At 68.1% G+C, this 26672-nt stretch carries 23 protein-coding genes, 1 tRNA gene and 1 pseudogene; 16 read left to right on the forward strand and 9 right to left on the reverse strand.

Annotated features, from left to right (window positions below; all coding sequences use genetic code 11):
- Positions 1 to 120 precede the first annotated feature (120 nt).
- Together OO71_RS28630 and OO71_RS28635 are read left to right on the forward strand one after the other, a co-directional pair.
- Entirely contained in the window at positions 121 to 648 is a 528-nt protein-coding gene (locus OO71_RS28630; protein ID WP_033293015.1) for a hypothetical protein, read from the forward strand.
- A gap of 68 nt (positions 649 to 716) precedes the next feature.
- Positions 717 to 911, forward strand: a complete 195-nt coding sequence (locus OO71_RS28635; protein ID WP_033293016.1) for a hypothetical protein — start codon at positions 717 to 719, stop codon at positions 909 to 911.
- 1 nt (position 912) lies between these two features.
- On the opposite strand, the gene OO71_RS28640 is transcribed toward OO71_RS28635, so the two are convergent.
- Positions 913 to 1377 carry a nitroreductase family deazaflavin-dependent oxidoreductase gene (locus OO71_RS28640; protein ID WP_033293017.1) on the reverse strand — a complete coding sequence of 155 codons (465 nt, stop codon included), beginning with the start codon at positions 1375 to 1377 and terminating at the stop codon, positions 913 to 915.
- Between the two features lie 124 nt (positions 1378 to 1501).
- Between OO71_RS28640 and OO71_RS28645 the strand changes: the two genes are divergently transcribed.
- Positions 1502 to 2182 carry a TetR/AcrR family transcriptional regulator gene (locus OO71_RS28645; protein ID WP_033293018.1) on the forward strand — a complete coding sequence of 227 codons (681 nt, stop codon included), beginning with the start codon at positions 1502 to 1504 and terminating at the stop codon, positions 2180 to 2182.
- Positions 2183 to 2215: 33 nt separating this feature from the next.
- Positions 2216 to 3733, forward strand: coding sequence for a 3-hydroxyacyl-CoA dehydrogenase (locus OO71_RS28650; protein WP_033293019.1), 1518 nt, complete (start codon positions 2216 to 2218; stop codon positions 3731 to 3733).
- A 60-nt stretch (positions 3734 to 3793) separates the two neighbouring features.
- Here OO71_RS28650 and OO71_RS28655 read toward each other — a convergent pair whose 3' ends face one another.
- Both OO71_RS28655 and OO71_RS28660 read right to left on the reverse strand, forming a co-directional pair.
- Positions 3794 to 6778 (reverse strand): PQQ-dependent sugar dehydrogenase, encoded by a 2985-nt coding sequence (locus OO71_RS28655; protein WP_033293020.1) that lies wholly within the window; start codon positions 6776 to 6778, stop codon positions 3794 to 3796.
- Between the two features lie 94 nt (positions 6779 to 6872).
- Positions 6873 to 7502, reverse strand: coding sequence for a L,D-transpeptidase (locus OO71_RS28660; RefSeq protein ID WP_033293021.1), 630 nt, complete (start codon positions 7500 to 7502; stop codon positions 6873 to 6875).
- Positions 7503 to 7705: 203 nt separating this feature from the next.
- On the opposite strand from OO71_RS28660, the gene OO71_RS28665 reads away from it, so the two are divergent.
- Positions 7706 to 8215: a hypothetical protein gene (locus tag OO71_RS28665; protein WP_033293022.1), complete on the forward strand. Its 510-nt coding sequence runs from the start codon at positions 7706 to 7708 to the stop codon at positions 8213 to 8215.
- Here OO71_RS28665 and OO71_RS28670 read toward each other — a convergent pair.
- Positions 8208 to 9098, reverse strand: coding sequence for a serine/threonine-protein kinase (locus OO71_RS28670; protein WP_033293023.1), 891 nt, complete (start codon positions 9096 to 9098; stop codon positions 8208 to 8210). The genes OO71_RS28665 and OO71_RS28670 overlap by 8 nt on opposite strands.
- Positions 9099 to 9115: 17 nt before the next feature.
- Positions 9116 to 10894, reverse strand: coding sequence for an N-6 DNA methylase (locus OO71_RS28675; protein ID WP_051792407.1), 1779 nt, complete (start codon positions 10892 to 10894; stop codon positions 9116 to 9118).
- A 455-nt stretch (positions 10895 to 11349) separates the two neighbouring features.
- Between OO71_RS28675 and OO71_RS28680 the strand changes: the two genes are divergently transcribed.
- The 4 genes and pseudogenes from OO71_RS28680 to OO71_RS49265 all read left to right on the forward strand — a co-directional run bounded on the left by OO71_RS28680 (position 11350) and on the right by OO71_RS49265 (position 14185).
- Positions 11350 to 12099, forward strand: coding sequence for a PP2C family protein-serine/threonine phosphatase (locus tag OO71_RS28680; protein ID WP_084145352.1), 750 nt, complete (start codon positions 11350 to 11352; stop codon positions 12097 to 12099).
- A 266-nt stretch (positions 12100 to 12365) separates the two neighbouring features.
- Positions 12366 to 12450 (forward strand) — tRNA-Ser (locus OO71_RS28685).
- A gap of 388 nt (positions 12451 to 12838) precedes the next feature.
- Positions 12839 to 13162 (forward strand): annotated as a pseudogene (locus OO71_RS52980) (AlbA family DNA-binding domain-containing protein); the annotation flags it as partial.
- Between the two features lie 132 nt (positions 13163 to 13294).
- A complete protein-coding gene (locus OO71_RS49265) occupies positions 13295 to 14185 on the forward strand; it encodes an ATP-binding protein (RefSeq protein WP_281178484.1) in 891 nt (296 codons plus the stop codon).
- Positions 14186 to 14273: 88 nt separating this feature from the next.
- Here the strand turns inward: OO71_RS49265 and OO71_RS28695 are convergent, their stop codons facing one another.
- Both OO71_RS28695 and OO71_RS28700 read right to left on the reverse strand, forming a co-directional pair.
- On the reverse strand, positions 14274 to 15035 hold the full coding sequence (locus OO71_RS28695) for an MBL fold metallo-hydrolase (protein WP_033293025.1): 762 nt from the start codon (positions 15033 to 15035) through the stop codon (positions 14274 to 14276).
- A complete protein-coding gene (locus tag OO71_RS28700) occupies positions 15035 to 16486 on the reverse strand; it encodes a purine-cytosine permease family protein (protein ID WP_211260622.1) in 1452 nt (483 codons plus the stop codon). Before OO71_RS28700 ends, OO71_RS28695 begins: the two co-directional genes overlap by 1 nt.
- A 99-nt stretch (positions 16487 to 16585) precedes the next feature.
- Here OO71_RS28700 and OO71_RS28705 point away from each other — a divergent pair, with 99 nt between their 5' ends.
- The 6 genes from OO71_RS28705 (at position 16586) to OO71_RS28730 (ending at position 21613) form a co-directional block, all read left to right on the forward strand.
- Positions 16586 to 17197, forward strand: a complete 612-nt coding sequence (locus tag OO71_RS28705) for a TetR/AcrR family transcriptional regulator (protein WP_033293027.1) — start codon at positions 16586 to 16588, stop codon at positions 17195 to 17197.
- A gap of 36 nt (positions 17198 to 17233) precedes the next feature.
- Positions 17234 to 17614, forward strand: a complete 381-nt coding sequence (locus OO71_RS28710) for a nuclear transport factor 2 family protein (RefSeq protein WP_033293028.1) — start codon at positions 17234 to 17236, stop codon at positions 17612 to 17614.
- Positions 17615 to 17981: 367 nt separating this feature from the next.
- Positions 17982 to 18242: a hypothetical protein gene (locus tag OO71_RS28715; RefSeq protein ID WP_033293029.1), complete on the forward strand. Its 261-nt coding sequence runs from the start codon at positions 17982 to 17984 to the stop codon at positions 18240 to 18242.
- 5 nt (positions 18243 to 18247) lie between these two features.
- Complete coding sequence (locus OO71_RS28720) at positions 18248 to 18496, forward strand: hypothetical protein (RefSeq protein WP_033293030.1); 249 nt, start codon at positions 18248 to 18250, stop codon at positions 18494 to 18496.
- Positions 18497 to 18503: 7 nt separating this feature from the next.
- Positions 18504 to 21245: an FtsK/SpoIIIE domain-containing protein gene (locus OO71_RS28725; RefSeq protein WP_033293031.1), complete on the forward strand. Its 2742-nt coding sequence runs from the start codon at positions 18504 to 18506 to the stop codon at positions 21243 to 21245.
- A 23-nt stretch (positions 21246 to 21268) separates the two neighbouring features.
- On the forward strand, positions 21269 to 21613 hold the full coding sequence (locus OO71_RS28730) for a hypothetical protein (RefSeq protein WP_033293032.1): 345 nt from the start codon (positions 21269 to 21271) through the stop codon (positions 21611 to 21613).
- Here the strand turns inward: OO71_RS28730 and OO71_RS28735 are convergent.
- Entirely contained in the window at positions 21610 to 24024 is a 2415-nt protein-coding gene (locus OO71_RS28735; RefSeq protein ID WP_211260623.1) for an endonuclease/exonuclease/phosphatase family protein, read from the reverse strand. The two genes, OO71_RS28730 and OO71_RS28735, sit on opposite strands and share 4 nt — an antisense overlap.
- 194 nt (positions 24025 to 24218) lie before the next feature.
- On the opposite strand from OO71_RS28735, the gene OO71_RS28740 reads away from it, so the two are divergent.
- On the forward strand, positions 24219 to 25277 hold the full coding sequence (locus OO71_RS28740) for a CapA family protein (RefSeq protein ID WP_051792408.1): 1059 nt from the start codon (positions 24219 to 24221) through the stop codon (positions 25275 to 25277).
- A gap of 351 nt (positions 25278 to 25628) precedes the next feature.
- On the opposite strand, the gene OO71_RS28745 is transcribed toward OO71_RS28740, so the two are convergent.
- Entirely contained in the window at positions 25629 to 26543 is a 915-nt protein-coding gene (locus tag OO71_RS28745) for a TauD/TfdA dioxygenase family protein (protein WP_033293034.1), read from the reverse strand.
- Between the last annotated feature and the right edge of the window lie 129 nt (positions 26544 to 26672).

Below are 26672 nucleotides of genomic sequence, written 5' to 3' on the forward strand. Positions count from 1 at the left end.
CGAGCTGTGCGTCACCTGTGCGTTCCCTGTGCACGGGTGCACAGCGCCCGCCCACGTCCGGCACAGCTTCCGCACAGCGGCCGCGCCGACGCTCAGGAGGACCAGACCTGGAGGGTGACCATGACGACCGATCCAGCACAACCCGAGACCTGGGGTGCGCCACCGGCGACTCCACCGAAGAAGTCGTGGTCCGGCCGTAAAATCGCGATCACCGTGGGGGTCGCGGTGGTGATCGCGGCGGGCGGCGGGGTGGCGATCTGGGCGGGGACAAGCGGGAACAACGCGTCCGCGCAGCAAAACGCCGGAGCTCCAGGGGGTCCCGGCGGCTACGGGGGCTTCGGCGGCCGCGGCGGTGCGGCCGCCCTGCGCGAGGCGTTGCACGGTGATTTCGTGGTGGCCGACGCGTCCGGCGGGTACGTCACCGAACGCCTGCAAACCGGCACGATCACTGAACTCAGCGCCACCTCCGTCACGCTCACCAGCAAAGACGGCTACAAGCAGACCTACACCTTGAACTCCGCGACGGACGAGACCGGCACCCCCAAGTCCGGCGACACGGTCACCGTGGTCGCGAAGGTCGAGGGCAGCACCGCCACCGCCATCTCGGTCACCCAGCCCACCCAACCCGGCCCCCGCCGCCGCGGCTAAGTCCGTGAAGGGAATCATGAGGGAATCTGCTGGTCTGATGGTTCCCTTCACGGACCGAGGAGGCTGTGGTGAAGCGGTGGATCGCGCTGGCAGTCGGGGTGGTGCTGGTACTGGTGGGGGCGGTGTGGGTGCTCCAGGGCGCCGGCGTGCTCAAGGGCAGTTTCATGACCGGCCAGAAGCTGTGGTTCCTGATCGGGCTGGTGGCGTTCCTCGGCGGGGTCGTGCTCGTCGCGGCGACCGTCCGGCGAAAGCGCGTGCGCTGACTCAGCGCGGAAGGACCTCGAAAACCGGATAGCCCGGCGCGATCCGCAGCAGGGTCTCGTCGGACGCCGACGCGTCCACGCCGTCGAAGAACACGCCGACCTCGAACTTCCAGCGCTTCAGGTACGAGCGCAGCAGGGCGGGCTTCTCGGTGTCGGCCAGCTCGCGGTAGGTGAACGCCTGTACCCGGCGCCCGACGCGCAGTTCGCCCTCGCCCGCTGCCCGCAGGTTCCGTACCCACTGGGTCTGCCCGCGCGGGGCCACCAGGTACTGCTTGCCCTCGTACGCAAGGAGGTTCACCGGCACCTCGCGCACCTCGCCGGACTTGCGCCCGCGCACGGCCAGCACCCGGCTGCCCCACACGCTGAGCCCGAGCTTCGTGAGCCGCTGCACGAACTTGTTGAACCAGGCAGTCCCGCCGCCGGGGGCCAGGTACCGGGTCGCGGTGAGCTTCTCGACGTCAGCCATGAGATCCTCCTCGGTTTCGAGAGCAGTGCTCTCTGTTGAGAACAGTGAACACCTCGGGGCATGCTTCGTCAAGAGCAGTGCTCTCTATTTTGCGCAGCGCTCTCGAACAAGGCACACTGATCGCATGACTGCTGCCCCCCGCACCGCCCGCGAGCGGGTCCGCGCCGAGCTGACCCGTGAGATCAAGGACGAGGCCCGCCGCCAGCTGGCCGACGTCGGCGCGCACGGGCTGTCGCTGCGTGCCGTCGCCCGCGAGCTCGGCATGGTCTCCTCGGCGCTGTACCGCTACTTCGCGAGCCGGGACCAGCTGCTCACGGCCCTGATCGTGGACGCGTACAACGCCGTCGGCGAGGCAGCCGAACTGGCCGATCCCGGCGCCGGCGACCCTCGTACGCGGTGGCGCGCGATCTGGCACGCGACCCGCGGCTGGGCCCGCGCGAACCCGCACGAGTACGCGTTGATCCACGGTTCGCCGATCCCGGGCTACCAGGCCCCGGAGGACACCATCGGACCCGCTGCCCGGGTGCCGCTGGCGCTGATCGCGGTGCTGCGGGACGCGCATCCGCACGAACCGGCGGTCACCGCGCCGATGTCGGCGGAGCTGCGCGCGCAGGCCGGGCAGCTCACCGAGATCCTCGACCTCGACGCGCCCGCCGAGGTCGTCACCCGCGCCATCGCGTCGTGGACCCAGCTGTTCGGCACGATCAACTTCGAGCTGTTCGGCCAGTACGTCGGCAGCGTCGATCCCGCGGATGCCTATTTCGAACATCTCATTGGGCAGATGGCGGACTTCGTCGGCCTGTAGGTTCGCCGGGACAGGACGGGAAGGTGGTTCGACGTGACGGGATGGGCCGGGCGGGTCGGCAGGATCCGGGTGATCGGCACCGGGGTGATGGGACGCGGGATCGTCCAGCTCGCCGCGACCGGCGGGGTCGCCGTGGAGCTGGCGGACGCGCAGCCGGATGCGGTGGGCGCGGCGATCGAGTACATCGGCGGGATGCTCGACCGGCTGGTCACCAAGGGCAAGCTCACCGAGGAACAGGGCCGCGTAGCGAAGGAGCGGCTGATTCCGGTCGACGGTCCGCTCGCGCCCGCCGACGGCGTGGACCTGGTGATCGAAGCCGTCCGCGAGGACCTCGAGATCAAGCGCACGCTGTTCGCCGGGCTGGAGCAGGTCTGCGGTCCGGACACGGTGTTCGCCACCAACACGAGCTCGCTGTCGGTCACCGAGATCGCCGCCGGACTGGCCGATCCGGCGCGAATGGTGGGGCTGCACTTCTTCAACCCGGTCCCGCTGATGCGGCTCGTCGAGGTGGTACCCGGCGCGCGCACGGCGGACTGGCTGCCCGGCGAGGCGCTGGAACTGGTACGCGGCTGGGGCCACGAACCGGTGCTGGCGAAGGACGCGCCGGGGTTCCTGGTCAACCACGCGGGCCGCGGGCTCAACACCGAAGCACTGCAGATTCTGTCGGAATCGCTGGCCTCACCGGCGGAAATCGACCGGATCGCACGGGATGTGCTCGGGCTCAAGCTCGGGCCGTTCGAACTGCTCGACCTGACCGGGCTGGACGTCTCGCACGCGGTACTCGAGAGCATCTGGACCGGATTCCACGCCGAACCGCGGCTGCGCCCGTCGTGGCTCACCCGTCCGCGCGTGGCGGCGGGGCTGTTCGGCCGCAAGACCGGCGAAGGGTTTTACCGGCATGTGGACGGGAAACAGGAGGTCGAGCCGGAGCCGGCGGCGCCGCCGAAGCCGAGCTCGCCGGTGTACGCCGCGGACGAGCGGCTGGCCCGGATCCTGTCCGCGGCCGGGGTGGACGTCGTCCCGGATGCGTACCCGGACACCGCGCTTCTGGTGACCCTGCGCGGTGAGTCCACTGTGGAGGCTGCGCGGCACGCCGAGCTGCCACCCGAGCGCGTGTGCGGAATCGACGCGCTGGGCTACGAATCGCGGTTCACGCTGTCCGTCCATCCCGGACTCGACCCGCGGTACGGCCGAGCCGCGTGGGGCGCCCTCGCCGCCACCGGAATTCCCGTCACAGTGGTGCGCGACGGTCCCGCGCCGATCGCGCAGCGGCTGCTGGCGTCGATCATCAACACCGCGTGCTTCATCGCCGACCAGGGCCTGGCCGCGCCCGCGGACATCGACACCGCGGTACGGCTCGGCCTCGGCTACCCGCGCGGCCCACTGGAGTGGGGCGACCGCGTCGGGCCGGAGAAGGTGCTGCGCATTCTCACCGGACTGCTCCGCGCCACCGGCGACCCGCGGTACCGGCCGTCCGGCTGGCTCACCGAACGCGTGGCGCTGGGCCTCCCCCTCGCCTCGACCGGAACCCGCCCGGCCGACCTGCGCTGAAAGGCCGTGAAGGGAACCATCACGGAATCAGATTCCGTGATGGTTCCCTTCACGGAACTCTCACCAGCGGTAGTCGGACGCGTAACCGTTGCGGTAGATGATGTACCCGCCCTGGAAATCGCTCCGGAAGCCGCCGCTGATGGAGTATTCGTCCGAGGTCGGCAGGCCAAGGTACGACTTCTCCCAGCCGAGCGCGGCCCACTTGTTGCGGATCTCGCCCTTCACCAGGTGCGCGCCGGTACCGCCACTCCAGTAGATCGAGGCGTTGCCGGTGAAGTGGTTGTACCGCCCGATTCCGTTGGGAGTCGACCATTCGTCGGTCGTCGGGTAGCCGATGCCGCGTTCCCAGCCGTACTGCGCCCACTTCTGCCGGATGTCGCCGCCGATCTGGTGCGCGCCGGTCGACGGCGTCCAGTAGATCGACGAGTTCCCGGTGAAGTGGTTGTAGCGGCCGACGCCGTCCGGAGTACCCCATTCGTCCGTGGTCGGATACCCGATGCCGCGTTCCCAGCCCAGCGCGGCCCACTTCTGCCGGATGTCGCCGCCGATCTGGTGCGCCCCGGTGGACGGGGTGAAGTAGATCGAGTGCCCGCCGGAGAAGTGGTTGTACCGCCCGACGCCGTCCGGGGTGCCGGACTCGTCGGTGACCGGGTAGCCGAGCCCGCGTTCCCAGCCCATGGCCGCCCACTTGTCGCGGATCAGGCCGTGGATCTCGTGCGCGCCGATGCTTGCGGTCCAGTAGATCGACGCCGTCCGGCTGGCCGGCGTGCCGAGCAGGTGGTTGAACCTGCCGACGCCGTCCGGGGTGGCGGTTTCGTCGGTCGTCGGCGGGCCGAACTGCTGGTGGCCGCCGATGGCCAGGTACCGGGCGAGGATGTCGCCGCCGATCTGGTGCACGCCGGTCTGCGCGGTCCAGTACAGCCTGCCGTTGGCGTAGACGCGGTAATGCACCGGACCGTCGATGACCTCAGGACCTGTTGCGGCGCCTAGGGAAGCACGCAGCGCGGGCTCGGCGGCATACCGCTGGTCGATCGGCGTGGTGTAGTTCGCGGTGAGCGTGGTGTCGCTGGTGCCGACGGTGATCGACCACGACGTGGTGGCCGGTCCGTTCTGCCAGCCTGCGAACTTGGACGCGCCGTCGGTACCGAGTGCTGCGGCAGTCACGTCGAAGGTCGCGCCCTCAGTGACCATCGCGCTGCTCACGCCGCCCTCGCTGGGGATGCTCAACGCGGCCGGTTGCGTGCTGACCAGCGTGAGCCGGTGCTGCCGCGGGTACGCGACGTACGTCTTGCTCGCCTGCACGCCCGCGCTGTCGGTGACTGTCGCGGTGAACTCCATACGCGAGTCGGTGTGGTCGGTGAACGGCACGGTCAGCGTCGGACCGGTGGCGCCGTCGGCCGGGTGCACGTGGCAGGCGCCGAGGTCCGGGCAGTGCCGGATGAGCGACGTCCACGTGATCGGCAAGCTGCCGTCTTCGGTGTCGGTTGCGTTGGCGGACAACGAAACCTGCTCACCGACGGCGTAGTCCTTGTCCGGCGCGGTCAGGGTGAGCACCGGCGAGTGGTTGCCGGGCGCGACCGCGATCGTCGTGGTTCCCTTGGCGCCCAAGGAATCCGTGACGGTGAGCTTCGCGGTGAACGACGTACCCGTGCCGTATTGGTGACTTGCCTGGACGCCGGTACCGGTGGTGCCGTCGCCGAAGTCCCACGCGTAGGTGAGCGGGTCGCCATCGACGTCGGAGGAACCGCTGGCGTCGAAGGAAACCGTGCGCGTGTCCGGGTCCGTGGTGGACGTCGCCTTCGCCACCGGAGCGGAGTTGTTCGTCGAGTAGCTCAGGCGGCGCAGCAGGCCGGAGTTGAGGTCGCTGAACACGATGTCGCCGTTGGGCGCCGCGGAAATCCGGGTGACGCCGCCGACGCTCGTGAACGGCGCCGGGCTCGTCGGCGCCGGGGTGAGCTTGCCCTGCGCGTCGTACCGCAGGGTCCAGATCTTCTGGCCCGCGTAGTCACCGAAGAAGTACGCGCCCTGGTAGGCAGCGGGGTACGTGGTCCCGGCGTAGACGATGCCGCCGGTGACGCTGTTGCCCTGCGCCGGACCGGTGCCGTGCTGGTAGTCCCAGAGCGGCGGGGTGTTCACCGCGGCGGCGCAGCGCGCGTCGGTGGAGTAACCCGGCGTGAGGTGGTTGCCCTCGTAACACGGCCACGCGGCGTTGGCGCCGGGTTGCACGATATCGAGCTCTTCCCAGGTGTACCAGCCGACGTCGCCGACCACCGGCAGGCCGCTCTTCGGGTCGAGGCTGAAGCGGAACGGGTTGCGGAATCCGCTGGCGAACACCTTGCTGCGGGTGGAATCCGGCGAGGCGGCGTTGTAGTACGGGTTACTCGGCACACCCTTGCCGTCCTGCGTGAGGTGCAGGATCTTGCCGAACGGCGAGTCGAGGTCCTGCGCGACGAAGGCGACCGGGTTGGTCTTGCCCGCGTCGCCGTTGTCGCCGATGGAGTACCACAGCGTGCCGTCCGGCGCCGGGTACACGGTGTCGAGGCCGTGGATGTAGTAGGCGCTGCCGGGCAGCTCGAAGAGGACCTTCTCGCCGGTGAGCCCGGACGGGTGGCCGGAGCCGTCGAGCTGGACGGTGAACTTGGCGGCCCGCATCACGTAGTTGCCGCCGCCGAGGCTCACCGAACGGTTGAGGTAGACCTGGTGCGAGGTGGGGTAGTCGGGCGCCAGCGCGATGCTGGTGAGACCCATGTCACCCTGGTTCTCCACGGCGAAGTTCGCGATCCGCACGGGCGCGCCGGAGCCGTTGGCCGGTACCCAGTTGACGGCGCCGGACTTGCCGAGCGCCAGCACGCTGTCGTCGGGCAGCCAGGCGAAGTCGGTGAACTCGTAGTTCCCGAGCCCGGTGGGCAGGTCGCGCAGCACGAATCCCGGCGGAAGTGCCGGGGTGTCGGCCGCGGCCGGAGTTGCGGTCGCGGTGACCGCCACCGGGATGAGCGCGGCCGCGAGTGCGGCCATGAGCAGGGAACGGAGCTTGCGCCAGGCCATCCAGGCCCCCTTTCTGAGCGACCGTTTATCGCTCGGAAGGGGGACAAGGTTGCGTCGATCAGGTGAATTTTATCCGACCGTGACCCTCTCTGGGTTACGGCACGACCTGGACCACGTCACCGAGGTGGAGGGTGCTGAAGAACTTCGCCGAGGCCGCCGCGGACAGGTGGATGCAGCCGTGCGAGTACACCTTCAGGCTGCCGGTGTGGAATGCGTCGCCCGGGTAGAAGAAGACCGAGTTCGGCATCGGCGCGTTGTCGAACTGCTTGCTGTAGTGCATCTTCTCCTTGGACAGCACGTGGAACGTGCCGACCGGGGTCGGGTACCCCTTGCGGCCGGGCAGCATCGGAACCGGGCCGTAGATCACCTTGCCGCCCTGCAGCAGCCAGGCCTGGTGCGCGGAGAGGTCGACGCAGGCGGCGGTACCGACCGCGGCGGCGGCGTTCGCGCATGGCACCCCGGCCGGGGCCGGGGGTGGGTCGGCCTTCGGCTTCGGCTTGGGCTTCGGGGTGGTGGTTTTGGTGCTGCTGCTGGTGGTGGGGGTGGGGCTCGGCGTGCTCGGTGGGCTGCTGCTGGTCGTGCTCGGGGCTGGGGTGGTCGCCGGGACGTTTGCGCCCGCCGCGACGGCGCCGCCACCCGTGACCGGTGCGGCCCCGCCGCCGGAACACGCCGATAGCCCGAAGGCCGCAGCCACCGCCACGGCACCAACCAGAGACCTCTTCACGATCCGGCACCCCCAGGTCAGGCCGGGTCGCTCCGGACCCGGTCAACCAGGTAGACGACAGATACCCCCGGGTGGTTGCGGTTCGAAGGTCACGATCCGGCTTCTCCACCTCCGGGTGGAGCCGAGGTTCCACCCCGGCGCCGAAGAAAACCGCCCGGAACGGCGCGAGTCTGAAAGCCCTACTTCACTCGCGAAGGAACACTGTGAACCTCGGCCCGCTCACCATCGTCATCTACGTCGCCATCGCGGCTCTCGTCTTCTACCGCGTCGTCTACCGGCAGCTGCGGGGTACGCACCTAACGCGCAAGCGCCTTGTCACGCTGCCGTTCATCCTGACCGCCGTCGGCGTGTTCTCTGCACTCGGCGTACTGCGCACTGCCTCCGGTACAGAACTCGCGCTGCTGTCGGCCGACGTCGTGCTCCTCGCGGGGCTGGGCGTGCTACGCAGCGCTTCGTCCACTCTCACCGAGCGCGACGGCACAGCGTTCGTGAAGGGCTCTCCGGCGACACTGTTGCTCTGGCTCACGACCATCGGCGTACGCGTCGGCTTCGGGTTCCTCGGTGCTGCGCTCGGTGTCAGCAACGCAGCGACGTCTTCGTCGATCATGCTCACGCTCGGCATCAGCATCGGCGTGCAGAACGCCTTCACCTACTACCGCATCCAACGGCGAGGTCTGCCGCTGGCGGACCAGGTTCGCGTCGGCGCTAGCTGAGCACGCGACCGACCATGCGTGCGTACATCCGCGCGGGACTCGGCACCGACGCTGGGTGCAGAAATCCGGGTAACGGCGGCAAATCCCGGGCGAAGGGCGCGAGGCGCGCGTACAGGACTTCGGCACCGGACGGTCTCTTTGAGGGCGCCTTCGCGAGCGTCGCGGCCAGGAGTGCGTTCAGCTCGGCAGGTACGCCATGGACTGTCGGCGGTGGTTCTTTCACCTGCTTGTCGAAGACTGCGTACGCGGTGGGCCCAGTGAAGACCTGACGCCCGGTGAGCATCTCGTGCAGCACGCAGCCGAGCGCGTACAGATCGCTTCGCGGCTCCGCTTGTCCGCGCTGGATCTGCTCCGGCGCCATGTACGACGGTGTACCCAACAGCTGTCCGGCACGCGTGAAGCGGGCGACGTTCGCTTCGCGCAACACTGCGAGACCGAAGTCCAGCACCTTGACGCTGCCGTCCGGACAGAGCATCAGGTTGGCTGGCTTGAGGTCACGGTGACACACCGCGCGAGCGTGCGCCGCAGCGAGCACAGCAGCCGCCTGGGCCGCAATAGCCGCCGCCCAGGGCACCGGCAGTGGACCGTGCTCGGCAAGCAGGTCAGCGACTGTCACGCCTTCGACGTACTGCATGACCTGGAACAAGCGATCTTCGTACGTACCGAAGTCGTACAGCGTGGGCGCGCCAGGGTGGTCGAGCGTCGCGAGAATCCGCGCTTCGCGCGCGAAGCGTTCTTCGAGCTCTTCGTCGCCACCTGGCAGCCGAAGCAGCTTGATCGCGACGAGCCGGCCGAGGCGTCTGTCGCGGCCGCGGTGCACCGCACCCATGCCGCCGCGCCCCAGCGGCAGGTCGTCGACCTCGTAGCGGTCCGCGATGAGCATGGGCCCCCTCACAGCGCTCACCCGCCACCGGGCTTGAGCCGTCCTTCGGCGAGTGCGGCAAAGCCTAGCCGCACCAGGTCGCGGCCGATTTCTGCGGTTTGCCGGAGTGCCCGGTCGAAGTCCGCGAGTGCCCGGAAGGTTTCGCCGTACGCCCGCTGCGTCCCGAGCGAATACCGCGGCACCTTGAGCCGGCGCGCATCGATCCGGGTCGACGCGCTGTGCACCGGAAAGTCCGCCGCGCGCAGGCACCCGGCGAGAAACTGCGGGTCGAGCAGCTCCGGATCGACGCGGTAGCGGGAAAGCGCGGGCCCGAGCCGTACCCCTGGTCCACTGTGGACGATCACGGCGCCGGTCACGGACGCGACCACGTCCTGCTCCTGCGCGAAAACCGCCGCCGGATCAGGAGCGGCACAACCGGTCGGCGGACCACCGATCAGCACGTCGTCGGTGGTCAGAAGGGGTTCGTCCCCGTCGGCCGTCCGCGGCGGCGCGTGCATGATCTGCAGCGCGCCGGCTTTCACCAGCTCGCCGACGGTGGTGTACGCCGGTTCTGCGGCCGCGGGTTCCAGCTTTGGCAGCTCGAACGCGATCCGGCGGAAAAGCTGTTGCGCCTGAAGGAATTCCTGCCCAGGGTCAGTGATGCGGCGCCGTCCCGCGGGCGTGAGGTCGACGTCGTCGTCGAGCAGGTCGATGATGCGTTCGCCGGACTCGGGATCGTCGAGGTAGTCGCGCCACACCTGCTCGACGGCGTCCGCAGTGGTGTCGGCAATGAGCACCGTCGCCGGGGACCGCTGGCCGGGTTCGGGCCGGGTGAGCAGCCAGAGGTCGGTGCCCGGGGTGAGCGTGCACACCGCACGCAGCGCGCCGGAGCGAAGCAGGTTGGCCCGGATGCGTTTCCCGCTACGCCGGCCGGCCGCGGCGCCAGGCATCAGCACCGCCACCGCGCCGCCGGGCTTGACCTGCGCCAGGCAATGCTGTATCCACGCCAGCTCCGACTCCCCCCGCGGCGGCAGGCCGTACTCCCACCGCGCATCGCCGACGAGCTCCTCGTGCCCCCAGCCACGCTCATTGAACGGCGGATCGCACAACACGACGTCGGCCTTCTTGGCCGCGAAAGCGTTGTCCCGCAACGCATCCGCCGGGTACACCTCGGTGTCCGCGCCATGCAGCCGCAACCGGATCCCGGCAATGCGCGCCGTGTCCGGGTCGACGTCCTGCCCCCACGCACTCGCCGCCTCCGCAGCAAGCAACAACGACCCGAACCCACACGCCGGGTCGAGCACGGTGGTCCCCTTCGCACCGGTGAGCCGCACCATCAGGTCGGCAAACACCGGCGGGGTCGTGGACAACCGGCGGGCATGGGCCTCGAAATACCGGTCGCAGAGCTGCTCGAACGTCGCCGCCGCGCCGTCGTTCACCGCCAGCCGGGTGAGCAGGGTGAGCAACTCCGGATCGTCGAGGCCGGTGAGATCAGCGAGAAAGTCCCCGGCAGCCGCGAGCCGAGCCCCGAGCCCGAGGTCGTCACCGAGCGCGCGCAGCCGCTGCCAAGCCAGGTCGATCGGCGCCAGCTCGAACGGCCGCCCCCGGCCGCGCAACCACGCCTGGACGTCGGCGAGGGAGAACAGCGGACTGGACGCAGTCCCGCCGACAGGCCGCGGAAAGTCGTCGTGCCGCCGGCGCCAGTTGCTCACGGCAGCCCGGCGCACCCCCGCAAGCCGCGCAATGTCCGCCGCGGTGACGGTGGCTTCGCGAACGCTGTCCGGGGCCGTGGTTGTCGCGTTGGGCTTCCGACTCACGGGATCAGCCTCACTCGCCGTCCAACTCTCGGGGAGCTCGACCGCTTTCGCACGCTTCTCCCGGCCAGCGGGGCCACGCCGCTCTGCTCTGCTACTGCATCGCACCCTGCAGCGGGGCGCCCTTGGCCTGCGGTGCTCTTCGCTCCACGGACCGGGTACTGCTTCGCCTCGCCGCGCACCGTGTGCTGCCTGACCGCGCCGCGCAACGCCACTCGGCTGGCCTCCCCACGCACTGTGGCCGGACTAGCCGCCACGATCCCCCCAGCACGCTTCCCCCTGGCCACACTCCTCGACCCGCGCACCTTCTCCGGGCTCGCCGCAGCCTCCCGCTCCCCCTCCGTACTCTCGGCTGTACTCACCGCCGCGTCGTCTGCCATGTCCAGCACGATAGCCGATGACCACGGTTTCCATCGTTTCGCTTGTTAACTCAGTCAACCAATGGTTTCATGGTGGGCATGGTCACCGAGCAGACCCGGTTCACCCTGCGTTACTCCGCGGGCTCCGATCCAGGGCGACGACGCAGTATCAACGAGGATTCCGTGTACGCCAGCGGGCGGCTGCTCGTCGTGGCCGACGGGATCGGCGGGCAGCCACACGGAGAAGTGGCGAGCGCGACGGCCGTCAGCGTATTGGCCTCGCTGGACTCGGAACTGCGCACGCTCGACCTCACCTCGCTCGACCTGCCGCCCCTCCTGGCCGACGGCGTCCGGCGAATCGGCGACCGTCTCGCCGAGGTGGCCGAGCAAACTCCCGCAACGCAAGGCATGGGAACCACGCTCACCACCCTCCTCTTCGACGGCACCCGCTTCGCCGCGGCGCACGTCGGGGATTCGCGGGGCTACGTCCTCCGCGCCGGCGAGCTGCAGCGCATCACCCGCGACCACACCCTGGTCCAAGCGCTGGTCGAAGACGGCCGCATCACCGCCGAAGACGCAGTCGACCACCCACGTCGCTCACTGCTGATGAAGGCGCTCCTGAGCACCGGCTCGGCGGAGCCGGACGTATGGGAATTCACCCCCGAACCAGACGACCGCTACCTGCTCTGCTCCGACGGCCTCACCGCCGGAGCCACCGAACCGGCCATCCGCGACGTACTGGCCGAAGGCACCCCGGAGGAAGTCGTCCCGCGCCTGATCGACCTGGCCAACGAAGGCGGAGGCCCGGACAACATCACCATCGTGGTCGCGGACGTGATCCCCGCCTGACCCGCCTCGTCCCGGCCAACTGGAGCGGCCCGGCTCGCCGCGCTTGAGCCGCCGGGGGTCGGCGGAGCGTGAGAGATGGTCCGACTCGAGGATCGCCAGCCTCGCGCTTGAGCCTCCGGGGTCGACGGAGCGCGATAGATGGCCCGGCCGCCACCCGCCCAAGCCGAAGCAACCAGCGAAGCCCCCCTCCAGTCCGGCCGCCAGGCCCCGTCCGCAGGTCGGACCACCTGCGGAACCCGGCCACCCCATCCGGTATTCTTCCCCACGGAGGATTGGCCGAGCGGCCTAAGGCGCACGCTTGGAAAGCGTGTTGGGTTCACGCCCTCGCAGGTTCGAATCCTGTATCCTCCGCCGCAGTAACCAGCGGAAACGCCGGGTCACCCACCACTGGGCGACCCGGCGTTTCCCGTTCGGTCTCAGTCCGACCTGTCTGCCACTTGCTCTGCTCGCCAAGTTCCAGGATCGACCGCCGAGCGTCATCGGCGCACGATGCGATGGAGCTACTTCCTTGGCTACTTGAAACCTACTTGAAACTTCCGATCAAGCTCCTGAACTGCACAAACGCCGCTCTCAACTGACTACTTGAAAGCTCGGCGGCCCCGTCCCGCGACGCCCGTACTGCCCCTACTTGAAGAGGTTTAGAGTACACGCGTGACCGCGAACCAGATCGACAAGGCCCTCTCTCGCCCTGTCGAGGAAGTCGGCAGCGCACTTCTGACCCGCCCACGAGGACCAGTGGTTCGACCGCAAGTCGTCACGCATGGCTGCCAAGGATCTGGCACCGGCGCTGGTCGCCTTCGCGAATGCGGAAGGCGGAACTATTGTCGTCGGGCTTCATAATGGCCAGGTTCAAGGTTTCGAGGGGCGCGAACAAAAGCTGAACCAACTTCGCCAGGCGCCAATCGACTTCACAACCCCGCCCGTTCGAGCCGCCTTCGAGGAAGTCGGTTGTATCAACTCCGAAGGTAACTCCGACAGACTCCTTGTCATTCGGATCGATCCAAGCGAAGTCGTTCATGAGACCCAGTCATCGGACTGCTTTCTCAGGATTGGCGACGAAAGCCGAAAACTCAACTTCACCCAACAGCAAGAACTTCAGTTCGACAAGGGCCAAAGCCAGTATGATGGCCACCCTGCCCGCTTCGCGACCTACTCGATGCTCGACGCGCAACTCGTTCAGTTCTACAAGAAAAACATGGGATCGAGCGACGAGACCACCAGGGTTTTCAGAGCCCGCAGCCTCACCACACCACAGGGCGCTATCACAAACGCCGGTTACCTCTTATTCGCAAAAAGCCCTGGCGAGCTGTTTCCCAATACGCATGTTCGAGTACTTCGCTTTCTCACCAACGAACGCGGAACGGGCGCCCGGCTGGGAGTCGAAGAGGGAACTGACGAAAGATTAGAAGGACCCATTCCATACCTTATCCAAAGGGCAACACAGAAAATCGAAGAACTAGTTCCCCATCGCCGCTCTCTGCAATCCAGTGGGACATTCGAAGCTGCGCCGATCGTTCCCCGCGATGCCTGGCTCGAGGGGCTGGTCAACGCCGTTATTCACCGCTCATACAGCCTCTCCGGCGACCACATACGGGTAGAAATCTACCCCAATCGAATTGAGATCGAGAGCCCCGGAAGATTCCCCGGACTCGCAAACCCCAGAAATCCACTCGAAATCAGTCGATTTGCGCGAAACCCTCGAATAGCACGCGTCTGTGCAGACCTGAGAATCGGCCAAGAACTCGGAGAAGGCATCAAGCGGATTTTCGAGTCGATGCAGCAAGTCGGGTTGACGGATCCGATCTACCGGCAAAGCGCAGGTAGCGTGCGTCTCATTCTGGCTGCGCTGCCCAGGATCGACCCCGTAACAGCAGGCCGCCTACCATCTGGCAGCCAAAAAGTCCTCGACATCCTGCGAAGCGCGGGACAACCATTGGGGACGGGGGACATTGCCGAAGCAATGGAGCTGAGTCGCCCGGCAGCCAAGGCCCGCCTGGATGCGCTTCAAGAGGTCCGTCTCGTCCGGTGGGTGGGCAAGTCACCACGTGATCCGCGGGCGACGTGGGAACTAGCCGAGGGCTGGTGAACACCGCATTGTCTCCTCCGCAGCAGTAACCAGCGGAAACGCCGGGTCACCCACCACTGGGCGACCCGGCGTTTCCCGTTTCGAAACCTCAACCGTCGACAGGCGAAGAATCCCGCCGACTGAGGTAGTCCTTGATCAGTTCCCGTAGTCGCGATTGGCCGAACGTCGGGCCGTGGCCTGGGTACACCACCTCCACCGGCAGGTCTGCCAACCGTCGCATGGTGTGGCAGTACTCCGGGATGTCGGCGCCGTGGATGTCGTCCAGTAGCTGGTCGTCTTCGTCCAGGTCGTAGATCACGTCGCCGGAGAACAGGGACTTCGACTTGGGGTCGTAGAGTGCGATGCTGCCGGGGGTGTGGCCCGGTAGGTGCAGGACTTCCAAGGTGCGACCGCCCAGGTCCAGCACGTCGCCGTCGTGCAGGTGGTGCGTTGCCGGGGCCGGGTGTAACTGGTAGGCGTGCGGGTCGTAATCGGGGGACGGCGTTGCCGAAATCAGCAACGGCGGCAGCGGAATGGCGGACAGGCCGAGAGTTTCGGCCAGTACCGCGCTTTCCAAGGAGCCAGGTAAAGGAGAGCCGACGGGTTCCAGGGGATGTGCCCACCGCTCGGTGAATTCGTGCGCCCCGCCCATGTGGTCCAGGTGGGCGTGAGTGAGGACGACAGTCGGTTCGCGGGCGGACAATTGCCGCACTACCGGGGCAAGAGGGGCGACCCCAAGGCCGGAATCGATCAGGACGTCACGTTCCTGTCCGCGGAGATGCCAGATGTTCGCTTGGAGAAAGGGATGTACCTGAGGCTCGGAGATCAACGACAGGCCATCGCCGACTTCCGTCACCGAGTACCAATCCATCAGCGATTCCCTTCGCGCATCAACCTGGATTTGCCGATCACGACATAAAGCACACCCGCGACGATCGGACCGGCCACAATGGACAGATCGGTCCCGGTCAAGGCGGCGAATGGGCCGGTCAGGATCGTGGTTTCCACGCACAGCAGTCCGACGGCGGTTCCGATGACCACTGCGCCGACACCTGCCGGGTTGAAACCGGAGCGGTACCAGAATGGACCACCGGGGCGTTCGTCGTGCAATTGGTGGCCGTCGTAACGGTTGCGGCGCAATACGATGTCCACTGCATAGACCGTCGTGGCGGGGGCGAGGTAGGCGACGGTCAACGCGAGCAGATTGCTCACGCCGGTCAGGAAACTCGCGGAAAGCAAAGCGTAGGCACACAACGCGCCACCGATCACGGCGTCGATCAAAACGGTGCGGGCCCGGCTCATGCGGACTCCGATCGCCTGTAGCGAAAGCCCTGCCGAATAAGCAGTCAACACGTTGTTGGTGATCGAGCCGAGGACGAGAATCAACAGGAAGATCGGATAGAACCAGCCCGGTAAAATGGCGCGGAAGGAAGTCTGCGGGTCACTCATGTCGACCACCGTCCCGGCGAGAATTCCGATCCCGCCCAGGATCATGGCCGGCAGCCAGCCCCCGAAAGCCGTCCAGGCGGCGACCCGCCATTTCGACGTATGCGTTGGCAGGTAACGGGAATAGTCCGCGCTGGAGCCCCACGACAACGGCGCCGCTCCGACGAGGACGACGCCGCTCAGTGCCGCGGCCCAGAACGCGCCGCCGTGCAAGGGCTCGACGGAATGCAGGGTCGCGCGGGTGGTGACGAACCCGCCGAGGGTCAGCATGCACACCCCCAGCACCACCGTGAACACCGCGCTGACCCGCACGATCGTCGCGTGGCCGTAGATGCTGATGGTGAACGTGACCACGCCGATGACGACCGCCACGAGCACCTCGACCAGCGCTGTCACCGGAATTCCCAGCGATTCGATCAGCGCGAACCCGGCGAGCGCACCGATCGCGAGATTCAGGCCCTCGTACACGACCGCGGTCAGCCAGCCGAGCCCGGCGCCGAACACCCGGTTGCCGCGGACACCGAGCATCGCGCGCATGATCACTTCGCTCGGGGTGCCCGAGCTCGGTCCGCTGATGGCGAGGAGACCGATCACCAGCCACAGCAGGTTGCCGATGGCCAGCACCACGAACGCCTGCCACGGCGCGAGCCCGAGCACGATCAGGCTTCCGCCCAGCAGCAGGTACACGTAAGCGACGTTCGCGGACAGCCACACCGGAAACAGCTGCGCCGGCTTGCCGTGGCGGTCCTTCTCGGGGATGTACTCGATCCCACGCGTTTCGATCTTGCCTGCCACGTCGATCGCCGCAGGTTGCGCACCGGTTCGGGAGGAAAGCTTCATTGCGACCACTCCCCTTATTGGGCATTCGCTCAACAAGGAGTACAACCCCGGCGGTAGTCGATGTCAAGAAGCAAGAGAGACCACCAGGAACCGGCAACGCTGGATTGTTGGCCGAAAGACCAATAAGCTGCCCAGATGCCGACACGTCGCAAGCCGGAGGAGCGGCGGCAGGAAATCGTCGCGGCCGCGCTGCGGCTGGCCGATCCGGTCGGGCTCGACCGGATCACGTCGCGAGACGTCGCGGCCGAACTGGACGTCGCGCCGGGCCTCGTGCACCACTACTTCGCCACCATGGACGAGCTGATCGCAGCCGCATTCGCCGAGTTCACCGCGGCCGAGCACACCCGGCTCCGCCGCACGGTCGACCCGTTACCGCCGCTCCCGGCGCTCTGCGCGTACGTCGCCTACCACCTCGCGGGCGACCAGACGTCGGCCCGGATCTGGATGGGTGCCTGGGCAGCCGCGCCCCGGCGGCCGAAGCTCGCCGTGGAAGTGGACAACCGGATGATCGCCGGGCTGCAGTACCTGCGTGAGCTGCTCGAACGGGGCCACGCCGCCGAGGCCTTCACGGTGCCCGACCCCGAGCTGAGCGCGTACCGGATCCTTGTGCTCCTCGACGGCCTCCTGGTGCAGGCGTACATGCGCCCGGGAAAGCGTTACGGCGACGTCGATTCCCTCGCCTGGGACACCGTCGAGCGCGAGGTCTCCCTCCCGGCGGGCACCCTGCGCGGGCGCGCGGCCGACTAGCCCGTCCCACCCTGTGGACGCTGGCAGAATTCGAAGATGGACCTCAAAGTGGCACAGGACTTCACCAACGAGTGGGTGCGGGCGTGGAACGCCCACGATCTGGGCACCTTGCTGGCGCACTTCGCCGACGACGTCACCTTCCGGTCGCCGGTTGCCGCGCGGGTGCTCGACGGCAGTGACGGCGTGCTGCGGGGCAAGGCCGCGCTGCGGGCGTACTGGGAGAAAGGACTGCAGCTGATCCCCGATCTGCGGTTCGAGGTCGTCGGGACCTACGTCGGCGTCGATGCGCTCGTGATCAACTACCGCAACCAGAAGGGCGGGCTCGTGAACGAGGTCCTGCTCTTCGACGGTCCGCTCGTCGTCGAGGGCTATGGCACCTACCTGGGTGACGACCCGAACCCCGCCGGAGCGCGCTGACCGGGTCGATCGTCGCTGTGTGCAACCGGAACGGGGGCTGGGATCGGCCGAACGGTCCTACCCGCTAGGCTTCGCCGAAGACTTGTTCGTACCCCCTCGGAGAGGTTTTTCGGTGTCACGAATACCGTTTTGACCTGGGCGCGGGCGACCGCGCGCAGCCGAGAAACCCGCAGGTCAGCAGGCTGGGACGCGGGTCGGGACCGGCTTCGCGCACCCGTGCGGCCCGCGCAAGAGAAGGCCCCGGATGCCCGACCGCGTCCGGGGCTTTGTCGATTCTCCCGTTCTCCCTTACTTACCGAAGACACCTGATCACGCTAAGTTTGTATGTGGTCGTTCCAGCCCATGACGCACCGAGGAGTCCGCCCCCATGGCCGGAGTGGAAGAGATCCGCGCTGGTATCGCGCTCGCGAACGAGAAGGCGTCCGCGAGCATCGCCGCATTGCAGCAGGCGGCGCAAGCACTCGAGGAAGCCCAGCTGTCGCTGAACCAGGCAACCCAGGGCAGCAGCCAGCACGAGGTGAATCAGGCACACGGCCTGCTCGCCGAGGCACTGCAAGGGATCAGCGGCATGCAGAGCACGATCCAGGCCGGGATCTCGTCGGCCGACTCCTACTCGGCCCGGCTGTAACCTCGATGCCGGGACTCGCCGAAATCCACCAGCTGCTCACTGCCGCGCGGGCAGGGGTCGGCGACGGGCGGGCGCACGCCGAGCGGGCCAAGGCTCTGCTCGGCGACGCCCGGCGCGCGCTCGTCGACGCACAGGCCAAGGCCGACCCGTGGCTCCCGCAGCAGCTGGCGCAGGCCGACGAGGCACTGGACCACCTCCTCACCCGCCTATCCGCCGCCGACGACCTGGTTGGCGGATACCAGTCACGCCTGTAGGAACGAGATGGCCAGCAAGTCAGCCGAGCAACGCAACCGCGTGCAGACCGCGCTCGACCGGGTCCGCCACCAGATCGGGCTCGTCCTCGGCGCCGCCGCCGGCGCGCGCGAGATGGCCGAGGCCGAGGTGTCGCGGCTGACCCTGGAACAGGAAATCGTCCGCGTCGGCATGAACCAGGCCGACGCGGAGCAACAGGCGGAGTGGGCCCGGCATCCGGCCGCGCACGAGGTGTTCGCCGCGCTCGGCGGTACCCGCAACGCCTTCTACACCGACTGGAGTGCCGGCCCCGGCTCGCTGCGCGACCTCGTCGCCGCGCACGCGCCGGGACCGGCCGGGCGGCCGCCGAGCGAATGGCTCGGCCGGGTCGGCACCCACCCCGGCATCACCGCGCCGGAGCTGTGGCGGGTCGGTTCGGCGACCGCGGCCAGACGCGACATCTCCCGCACGTTCGACGTCGCCGTCCCGCTGCTCGACGAATCGCACCTGGCCATCACGTCGGCGCCGAAAACGCGGCCGGTGGTCGACGCGATCGTGCAGGGCCTGCTGATGCGCGTGCTGTCGGCGTTCGAACCGGGCGCGGTGAAAATCCACCTCTGGGACATCGGGCAGCTCACCGCGATCCTGCCCGACCTGTACCCGCTCAGCCGCACCAGCGCGCTGTCGCTGTACGACCCGACCCGGCTCGAAGACCTCCTCGACGAGCTCGCCGGGCACATCCGCCGCATCCACGCCACCGGGATGCAGGCCGGACACACTTCGTTGCGGGAACTGCGAAAAGCCACCGGACAGCGGCTCGAGCCGTACCGCATCGCGGTGCTGTACGGCAACGGCGAAACCCTCGACGCCGAACGCGCCCGCGACCTCAAGCGCGTGGCCAGCGGCGCGCTCGCGGCGGGAATCTGCCTGATCCTGGTGGACGTCCCCACCGCGGTGAGCGCGTCGATCGAAACGCTCAGCCTCCTCGACGAACGCCGTGCGGTCAGCAGTATGACCGGCAGCGACCTGGCCGTGGACCTCGATCCGCCGTTGCCGTCGGGGCAGGTCATTCGCGCGGCGGGGCGGATCGCCGAAGCGCTCATCGCCAAACAGGGTGGCCCGCGGTCGTTCGGCGACCTGATGCCCACCGAGGTCGGGCAGGAAAGCTCAGCCCGGGAACTGCGCGCGCCGATCGGGTTCCACGAGGGCGAAGCCGTGGAAGTGGTGATCGGCGACGCGAGCCCGCACGCGCTCATCGGCGGGCCCAGCGGGTCGGGCAAGACGAACTTCCTCTACGCGCTGCTGGGCAGCCTCGCCGCGCGGTACACGCCGGACGAGCTGGCGTTGTACCTGTTGGACTTCAAGGAAGGCGTGTCGTTCGCCGGGCTTGCCCCCGGCCGCAAGGATTCCAGCTGGCTGCCGCACGCGAAACTGGTCGGCGTCAACGTGAACACCGACCGCGAGTTCGGGCTGGCGCTGCTGCGGTATCTCGCCGACGAGCTGCGCCGCCGGTCCGCCGCGGCCAAGGAGCACGAGGTCACCAACCTCGCTGACCTGCGGGAACAGGATCCGGGCGGACATTGGCCGCGGATCGTCGCGGTGATCGACGAGTTCCAGTACCTCTTCGCGGGCCGCGACCAGGTCACCGCGCAGGCCACGCAACTGCTCGAAGACATCGCGCGCCGCGGGCGTTCGCAGGGGATCCACCTCGTGCTGGCGAGCCAGGACGTCGCCGGGATCGAGGCATTCTGGGGTAAACCGGCGGTATTCGAGCAGTGCACGCTGCGGATTGCGATGCCGAAGGCGCGCCGGGTGCTGGCGGAAACGAACAACGCGGCGGTGTCCGCACCCAAGTGGCATGCGGTGATCAACCACGATTCCGGCGTGGCACACGGAAATCAGCTCGCACACGTACCGGATGCCAGCAGCCGTAACGTATTCGTCGATCTACAGCGGCAGTTGTGGGAGCTCTACTCCGGACGGTTCCCCCGGCCGCGCCTTTTCGACGGCGCGCATTCGCCGGTGCTGGAACAATTCCCGGCCTACACCGAGCTCAAGCCGAGTTCCCGCCCGCGGGCGCTGCTGGGCCAGTCGATCGACGTCACCGAGGCGGCCTGTGGCGTCGAGCTCCCTCGGGCACCCGGGCGGAATGTCGCGGTGCTAGGCGGCGCTACGGCCGAGGCGTTGTCCATTATGGACTCATCCGCGCGATCGCTTGCCCGGCAGCTCGAACCCGGCGAGGCCGAGTTCCTGCTCAGCTGCCCGATCGAATCGTGCGCGCCCGCGGTGCTGGAGCTGAAGGAGCGGCTGGAGGCAGAAGGCCATGCCGCAACGCTCACCGACGACCTGCCTGCCGCGCTCACGTCGATTGCCGAATCGATGTCCCCACGGATTCTGCTGCTGTACGGAGTGGACGCCGCGTTGCCTTCCCTGGAGGCAAAAGCCGTCGGACAGCCCAAGAGCGGCCTCGATCACCTGCGCACGCTGCTCAAAAACGGGCCTGCACATGGTATCCACACCATCGGCTGGTGGCGCAGCATCGCGCGGCTGAAGGACACGCTCGGCTTCGGCGGCACCGACGACATCGGCACCTGGGCCGCGCTGGACGTGCAGGGCAACGAACTGGCCCCGTTCGCCGCGGGCCAGGTCGTGCATTGGTCGCCCCGGCCCGGCCGTGCGTTGTTCTTCGACCGCACCACGCACGGGGCGCCGGAGGTCATCATTCCGTTCCAGCGCCCGGAAACCGATCCGCCACTCGGAGGTACGCCGTGACCGGGGAACTCGCCAGTCCCGCTATGCGGTACAAGGAAATCGTGGGCCTCGCCCGCGGTTCGGCGGACAATCTGCGGGCGTGGGAACTCGCCAGGGGCGAAGAGATCGAACGCCAGCTGGCCGACGCGCACGCTGCCGTCGCCACCGCGCAGGAGCGCGAGGAGAAGGCCCGCGAACGCGCCGGCCGCTGGTGGAAAATGGCCCTGCACAACGTTTCCCGGCTCGCGTTCGTCGAGGCCCTCGACGATCCCGAGCCGGTGCCCACCGCCCGGCCGCAGTACCTGGACCGCTACCTGGAAGAGGTCAAGCCGAGCTACCAGGAGCTGGTACAGGCCGTACTGGGACTGGGCTGGCGGGCGAAACGCTAAGCCGTGCGGCCAAGTAGCCGGTCCAGCTGGTCCAGCAGGTCGTAAATCGTGTCCTGCAAAGGGTTTCCGGCCGAGGGGCGCATTCGCAGCACCTGCGGGTCGTGGTCGCTGGCCTGGTCGGCGAACTCCGCGTTGACGTGCACTACGTCGTAGTCCACGCCGCGCGGGGCGGCCGACGTCAGGATGTGGTCGAGCACCTGCGACTGCCCCTCGAAAACGTAGCTGTACCGCTCCTCCGGCGGCAGCGTCGCGATCAAGTCCTTCAGTAGCCCGCCCGACGTGAGCTTCGCCAAGGCCAGCGAGAACTGGTAGTCGTTCAGGTCTCCGGCAACCACCACATTGGCCTTCGCGGCGGCCAGCTGCGACACAAAGCCCTGCAGCACAGTCGCCTGCTTCAACCGCTGGACCTCGGAGCTGCGGGTCGGCGGCTGGTACCGGCCGTGCGTCGGCTGGTCGCCACCCTTGGAGTTGAAGTGGTTCGCGATCACGAACACGGTACGACCACGGAAAACGAACTCGCCCGCCAGCGGCTTACGGCTGTCGGTCCACGCCTCGTTCCCCGGGTCGATCCGCCCGGGCGACTGGGTGAGATGCGTCTTCCCATGATCGGTGACCACGCCGACGGCCGCCGTCGGGCTGCCACCCGGATGATCCACAAAGGACACTCGCGCCGGGTTGAAGAGGAAGCCGACCCGGATGTTGCCACCGGGTTGTCCACCGTCCTTGTCGTTCACCGGGTCGATCTGCCGCCATTCATAACGGGGACCACCCGCCGCGACAATGGCGTCAGTGAACTTCCGGAGCGTCGCATCTGCATCGACTACGCCGTCGTCCTTGGCCCCGCTGTTGTCCTGGATTTCTTCCAGGGTAACGACATCCGGCGTAGCGAGATTGTCCACAATGCCGTGTGCCAGCTGTGAATACTTGGTGTCCGAATCGGACGGTGCGAGGTTTTCGACATTGTACGTCGCCACCGAAAGCTCACCCGGACGCTGGCGTCGCGTGGTTTCCTTCTGCAGCTGGTTGTCCTTCGTCGCTCCGAGCTGCGACGCGAGAAGGGTGTAGCCGCCGAAATTGCTGTACTCGACCGGCCCGGAAGTGACGCCGGTGAGCACGTCACCCGTATTGGCCTTCGGGAATTGGCCGGGAATGATCGACTGGACCTTCAGCACCCCGGTATTGATCTTGTCGTAACCGAGGTACACCGTCCCACCGCGCGGCGTCGGATTCTGCTGCGGCTTGGTGGTCACATAAAGCTCACCGAATTTGTTGCTGGGGCCGACCACCCGCGCATCGGAAATCTGGACGATCTCGCTCTCGTGGGACTCCCAGAAGTCGAGCGAGTATTTCGACGGCTCCAGCGGCAACGGCTCGATGTTGCCGCCCGTGTTGGGGGCCAGCGCGTCGGGCACCTGGTTCAACGCTGCTGGGCTGGGCAACGGGTTTCCGTGCGACCCGACTGTCCACTGTGCACTCGTCAGTTCCGTGAGCGACTGGTAGTTCGACGTCGCCGGAGCATCCGGGTAGTACTCCTTCACCGTGCCCTGTGCGGTGACCGCATCGCCGACCGCGACGGCAGGCGTGGTGGATCCGGTGAACACGAACAGGCCCTCGCTGGTCCGCGGGTCGCTGTCCGGATTCGGGTCGGTGAGCCAGAACCCGCGCGCCGAGCCGAAGCTGCGCAAGGCGGTGACGACCCCGGTGACGTCGCCGACCTTCTTGTCCTTGAACGGCGAAATCCTGGTGGTGCCTTGGATTTCGTGGATCTTCGCCGACACCGGCGGCTCACCGGGCTCGGACCCGGTGGTCTCGCCCTTGGTGTTGGTGGGCGTCGGAGCGCCGACGGTGAAGTCCGCGTCGTTGTTGTCGGTGTCGGCGAGCGTGGCGCCGCGGGCGACGGACGTCGTGTTGGCCGGCGAAGCGGCCGGGAGCCCCTCGCGCACCACGGCGGCGCCGAAGCCCACGAGGTCCTTGACCCGCGAGTCGGCCGCGCAGTCGGCGGCGGTCTTGCAGGTCAGCGGCGCGGTGTCGGAGACGAGCGCGACCGTACCGGCGGTTGCGGACAGCGCGATGGTCCCGCTCGCGTCCGGCGTCGGCAAGGCGACCGTTCCCCCGTTGCCCTTGCCCTCCTCGACCAGGTAACGGCCGCCGGCGGCTACGGACCCGCTCAGTTTGGTGACCTGCCAGGTGCTCGACGTGCCCGCGGAGGCAGGCAGGTACTGGACGCTGTAGCCGTCGAGCGCGACCGCCGAGCCCCCGCGGTTGCCGAGCTCGACGAAGTCGTTGGTCAGCGTGGCATTGGCGTTGCCGCCACCGCCGTACACCTCGGCGATGAGCGCGTCGGCACTCGGCGCTGCCGAAGCAGGCCCGGCCAGGCCACCGAGCACGAGGGCAGCGACGGTTACCGGCACTGCACCCTTTCTGGTCAACGTTCCCCCACCGGCGCTGCGGCCCCCGGCAGGACGACGGGATATGGTCACCCTGAGTCCCCTCTGCACGACAACGGTCGAGGCATCGTCCCCCGAACAAACGAAGCGGAGGAAGACGAAAAGGCAACGATTCGTGACGAGCTGGAGGGATTTTCCTCCTTTGGACGGGTTGACAGATGATCACGCTCGTACTCGGCGGAGACGTCAACCTGCAGGGCCGCGCGAACCCGGAATCGGCGCTCGCCCCGCTGACCTCGCTGCTCACCGGCGCCGACGTGCGGTTCGTGAACCTCGAAGGCCCGCTGTCCGGGTCGACCGGCGTGGACATCCCACACAAACCGGACTGGCGGCATTCGCCGCCGGAAATGGTCACCGCCCTGACCGCGGCCCGGATCGACGTGGTGTCGATGGCGAACAACGTCGCCTACCCGCCAGCCGCCGCAATGGCGAGCCTCGCCGTCCTCGATCGCGCCGGGATCGCGCATTGCGGTGCAGGCGCGAACTTCCGCGAAGCACACGCACCGGCCGTCCTCGACCGGCCCGGCGGCCGCGTCGCGTTTCTCGCCTACACCTCGCTGTGCTGGCCGGTCGGACAGGAAGCGCTCGCCGATTCGCCTGGCGTCGCGACGGCGTCGGCCTACACGGCGTACCAACCGGACCCGCGCGTGCTGGACACCCCCGGCCGCCCGCCGATCGTGCACACGACCCCGGTCCCGGGCGACCTGGACCAGCTGGTCAGTGATGTCCGGCAGGCCCGCGCGACAGCCGGGTACGTCGTGGTCTCCATGCATTGGGGCCTGCCCGGCGACGAGCTGACCGAGTACCAGATCGCTTACGCGCACGCGATCATCGACGCCGGAGCCGACCTCGTGGTGGGCCACGGACCGCACACCGTGCAGGCGGTGGAGGTGTATCGCGGCCGGCCGATCCTCTACAGCCTCGGCAACCTCGTGTTCGACTGGCCCGCCATGCACAGCCGGTACCGCGACGGGCTGCTCGCCGGGTGCGTACTCGGCGAGCGGCCGTGGGTCGAGCTGGTGCCGGTGCGCCGGAACGAGGACAACGAATGCCTGCCGCTCACCGGTTCCGCCGCGAGCGAAGCGCTTGAGCGACTGGTGGATTTGTCGGCCCGGCAAGGCACCAAGGTGACTGTTGGTGATGGCATCGCGACTGTGGAGGGACTTCGCAGTGACATCACGCCCTCCGGCGTCACCCGGACGGCCCATCTGCCTTAAATGCAGCTCAAGCCCGGGGTCAGCCGGTACCCGGCGGGAGTACTTTACCGAGGAGCGCACGGGAATGTGGCCCAGACCACGTCCGGACCGACCCCGGTGCTCACAGGTCGCACCGCGCGGGGGGAGGCGACACGATCACATGGGGGTTGATCGTGGTCGGCTTGCGCGCAGGTGCCACCGCCCGGGAAGAAGCCGCGGGCGCGGGAGTTCCCGCTTCACCCGCGACCGCGGCTCCACGGTTTTGCCCCGGGGAAGCCTCGTGAGTGGCGAGGCAGGCACCGCTTTGCCGCGACCGGGAGCGCGGCAGGGGAGGAAGGCGGAGCCCCTCGCCACTCACGAGCACTTGTGCGGTCAGTACGGCCGATCGCCGACGATCGCGACGCGTTCGGCGATCCGCACGTGCGGGTGGTAGTCATTCACCGCATAGTGCTGGGTCGCGCGATTGTCCCAGAACGCCACCGAATTCCGCTGCCACCGGAACCGCACCTGGAACTCCGGGGTGTGTGCCTGCAGGAACAAGTACCGCAGCAGCCGGTCGCTCTCCGCGTGGTCCATGCCCACGATGTGCGTGGTGAACGCCTGATTCACGAACAGCGTGCGGCGTCCCGTTTCCGGATGCGTGCGGACGACGGGATGCTCGACCGGCGGGTACGCGTCCTGCCAGCGGGCCAGCAGGTCCGGGTCGGTGAACCGGTCGAAACCGGGGATGAAGTCGTGTACCGCGGTGAGCCCGTCGATGCGCACGCGGACGTCGGCGGGCAGATTGTCGTACGCCGCAGCCATGTCCGCCCACATCGTGTCGCCGCCGACGGGCGGGACCTCGACGAGCCGCAGCACCGAACCCAGCGCCGGGTTCGGCCGCCAGGTGACGTCGGTGTGCCAGATGTTTTCGTACCCGGGCATCCCCGCGGTACGGCTGAACCGCACGACGCGGTCGGAGTCACCTTGCTCGATGAACGGGTTGGTCTCCAGCTCACCCCAGTTGGCGGCGAAGGCGCGCTGCTGCTCGGCCGTGATGTGCTGGTCGCGGAAGAAAAGCACCTTCCACTCCAGCAGCGCGCGGCTCAGCTCGGCGCGCAGCCGCGGGGACACCGGCGCGCCGAGGTCGACCCCGGCGAGTTCGGCCCCGATCACGCGGCCGAGCGGGCGGAGGGTGAAAAGTTCGTAGGGACGGTTGTCGCCGGACAGCAGGACGCGCGGTCCCTCGACGATTCCGTGGTCCGGCGTGGTGGCCGGGCGCAAACGGGCAGGCAGGTCTACAGACATGGCGGTACTCCCGGAGAAAAGCAGGTGAATTCGGCTCGGTTCAGCGGAAAACGCCTACGCGGGAGGGGAGCCGAGACGACCGCGACGCCTCAGGAGGGCGGCCACGCCCTCACCATCCGTCCGCGCCGG

This window comes from Amycolatopsis jejuensis, assembly GCF_000717335.1.
Taxonomy (GTDB): domain Bacteria; phylum Actinomycetota; class Actinomycetes; order Mycobacteriales; family Pseudonocardiaceae; genus Amycolatopsis; species Amycolatopsis jejuensis.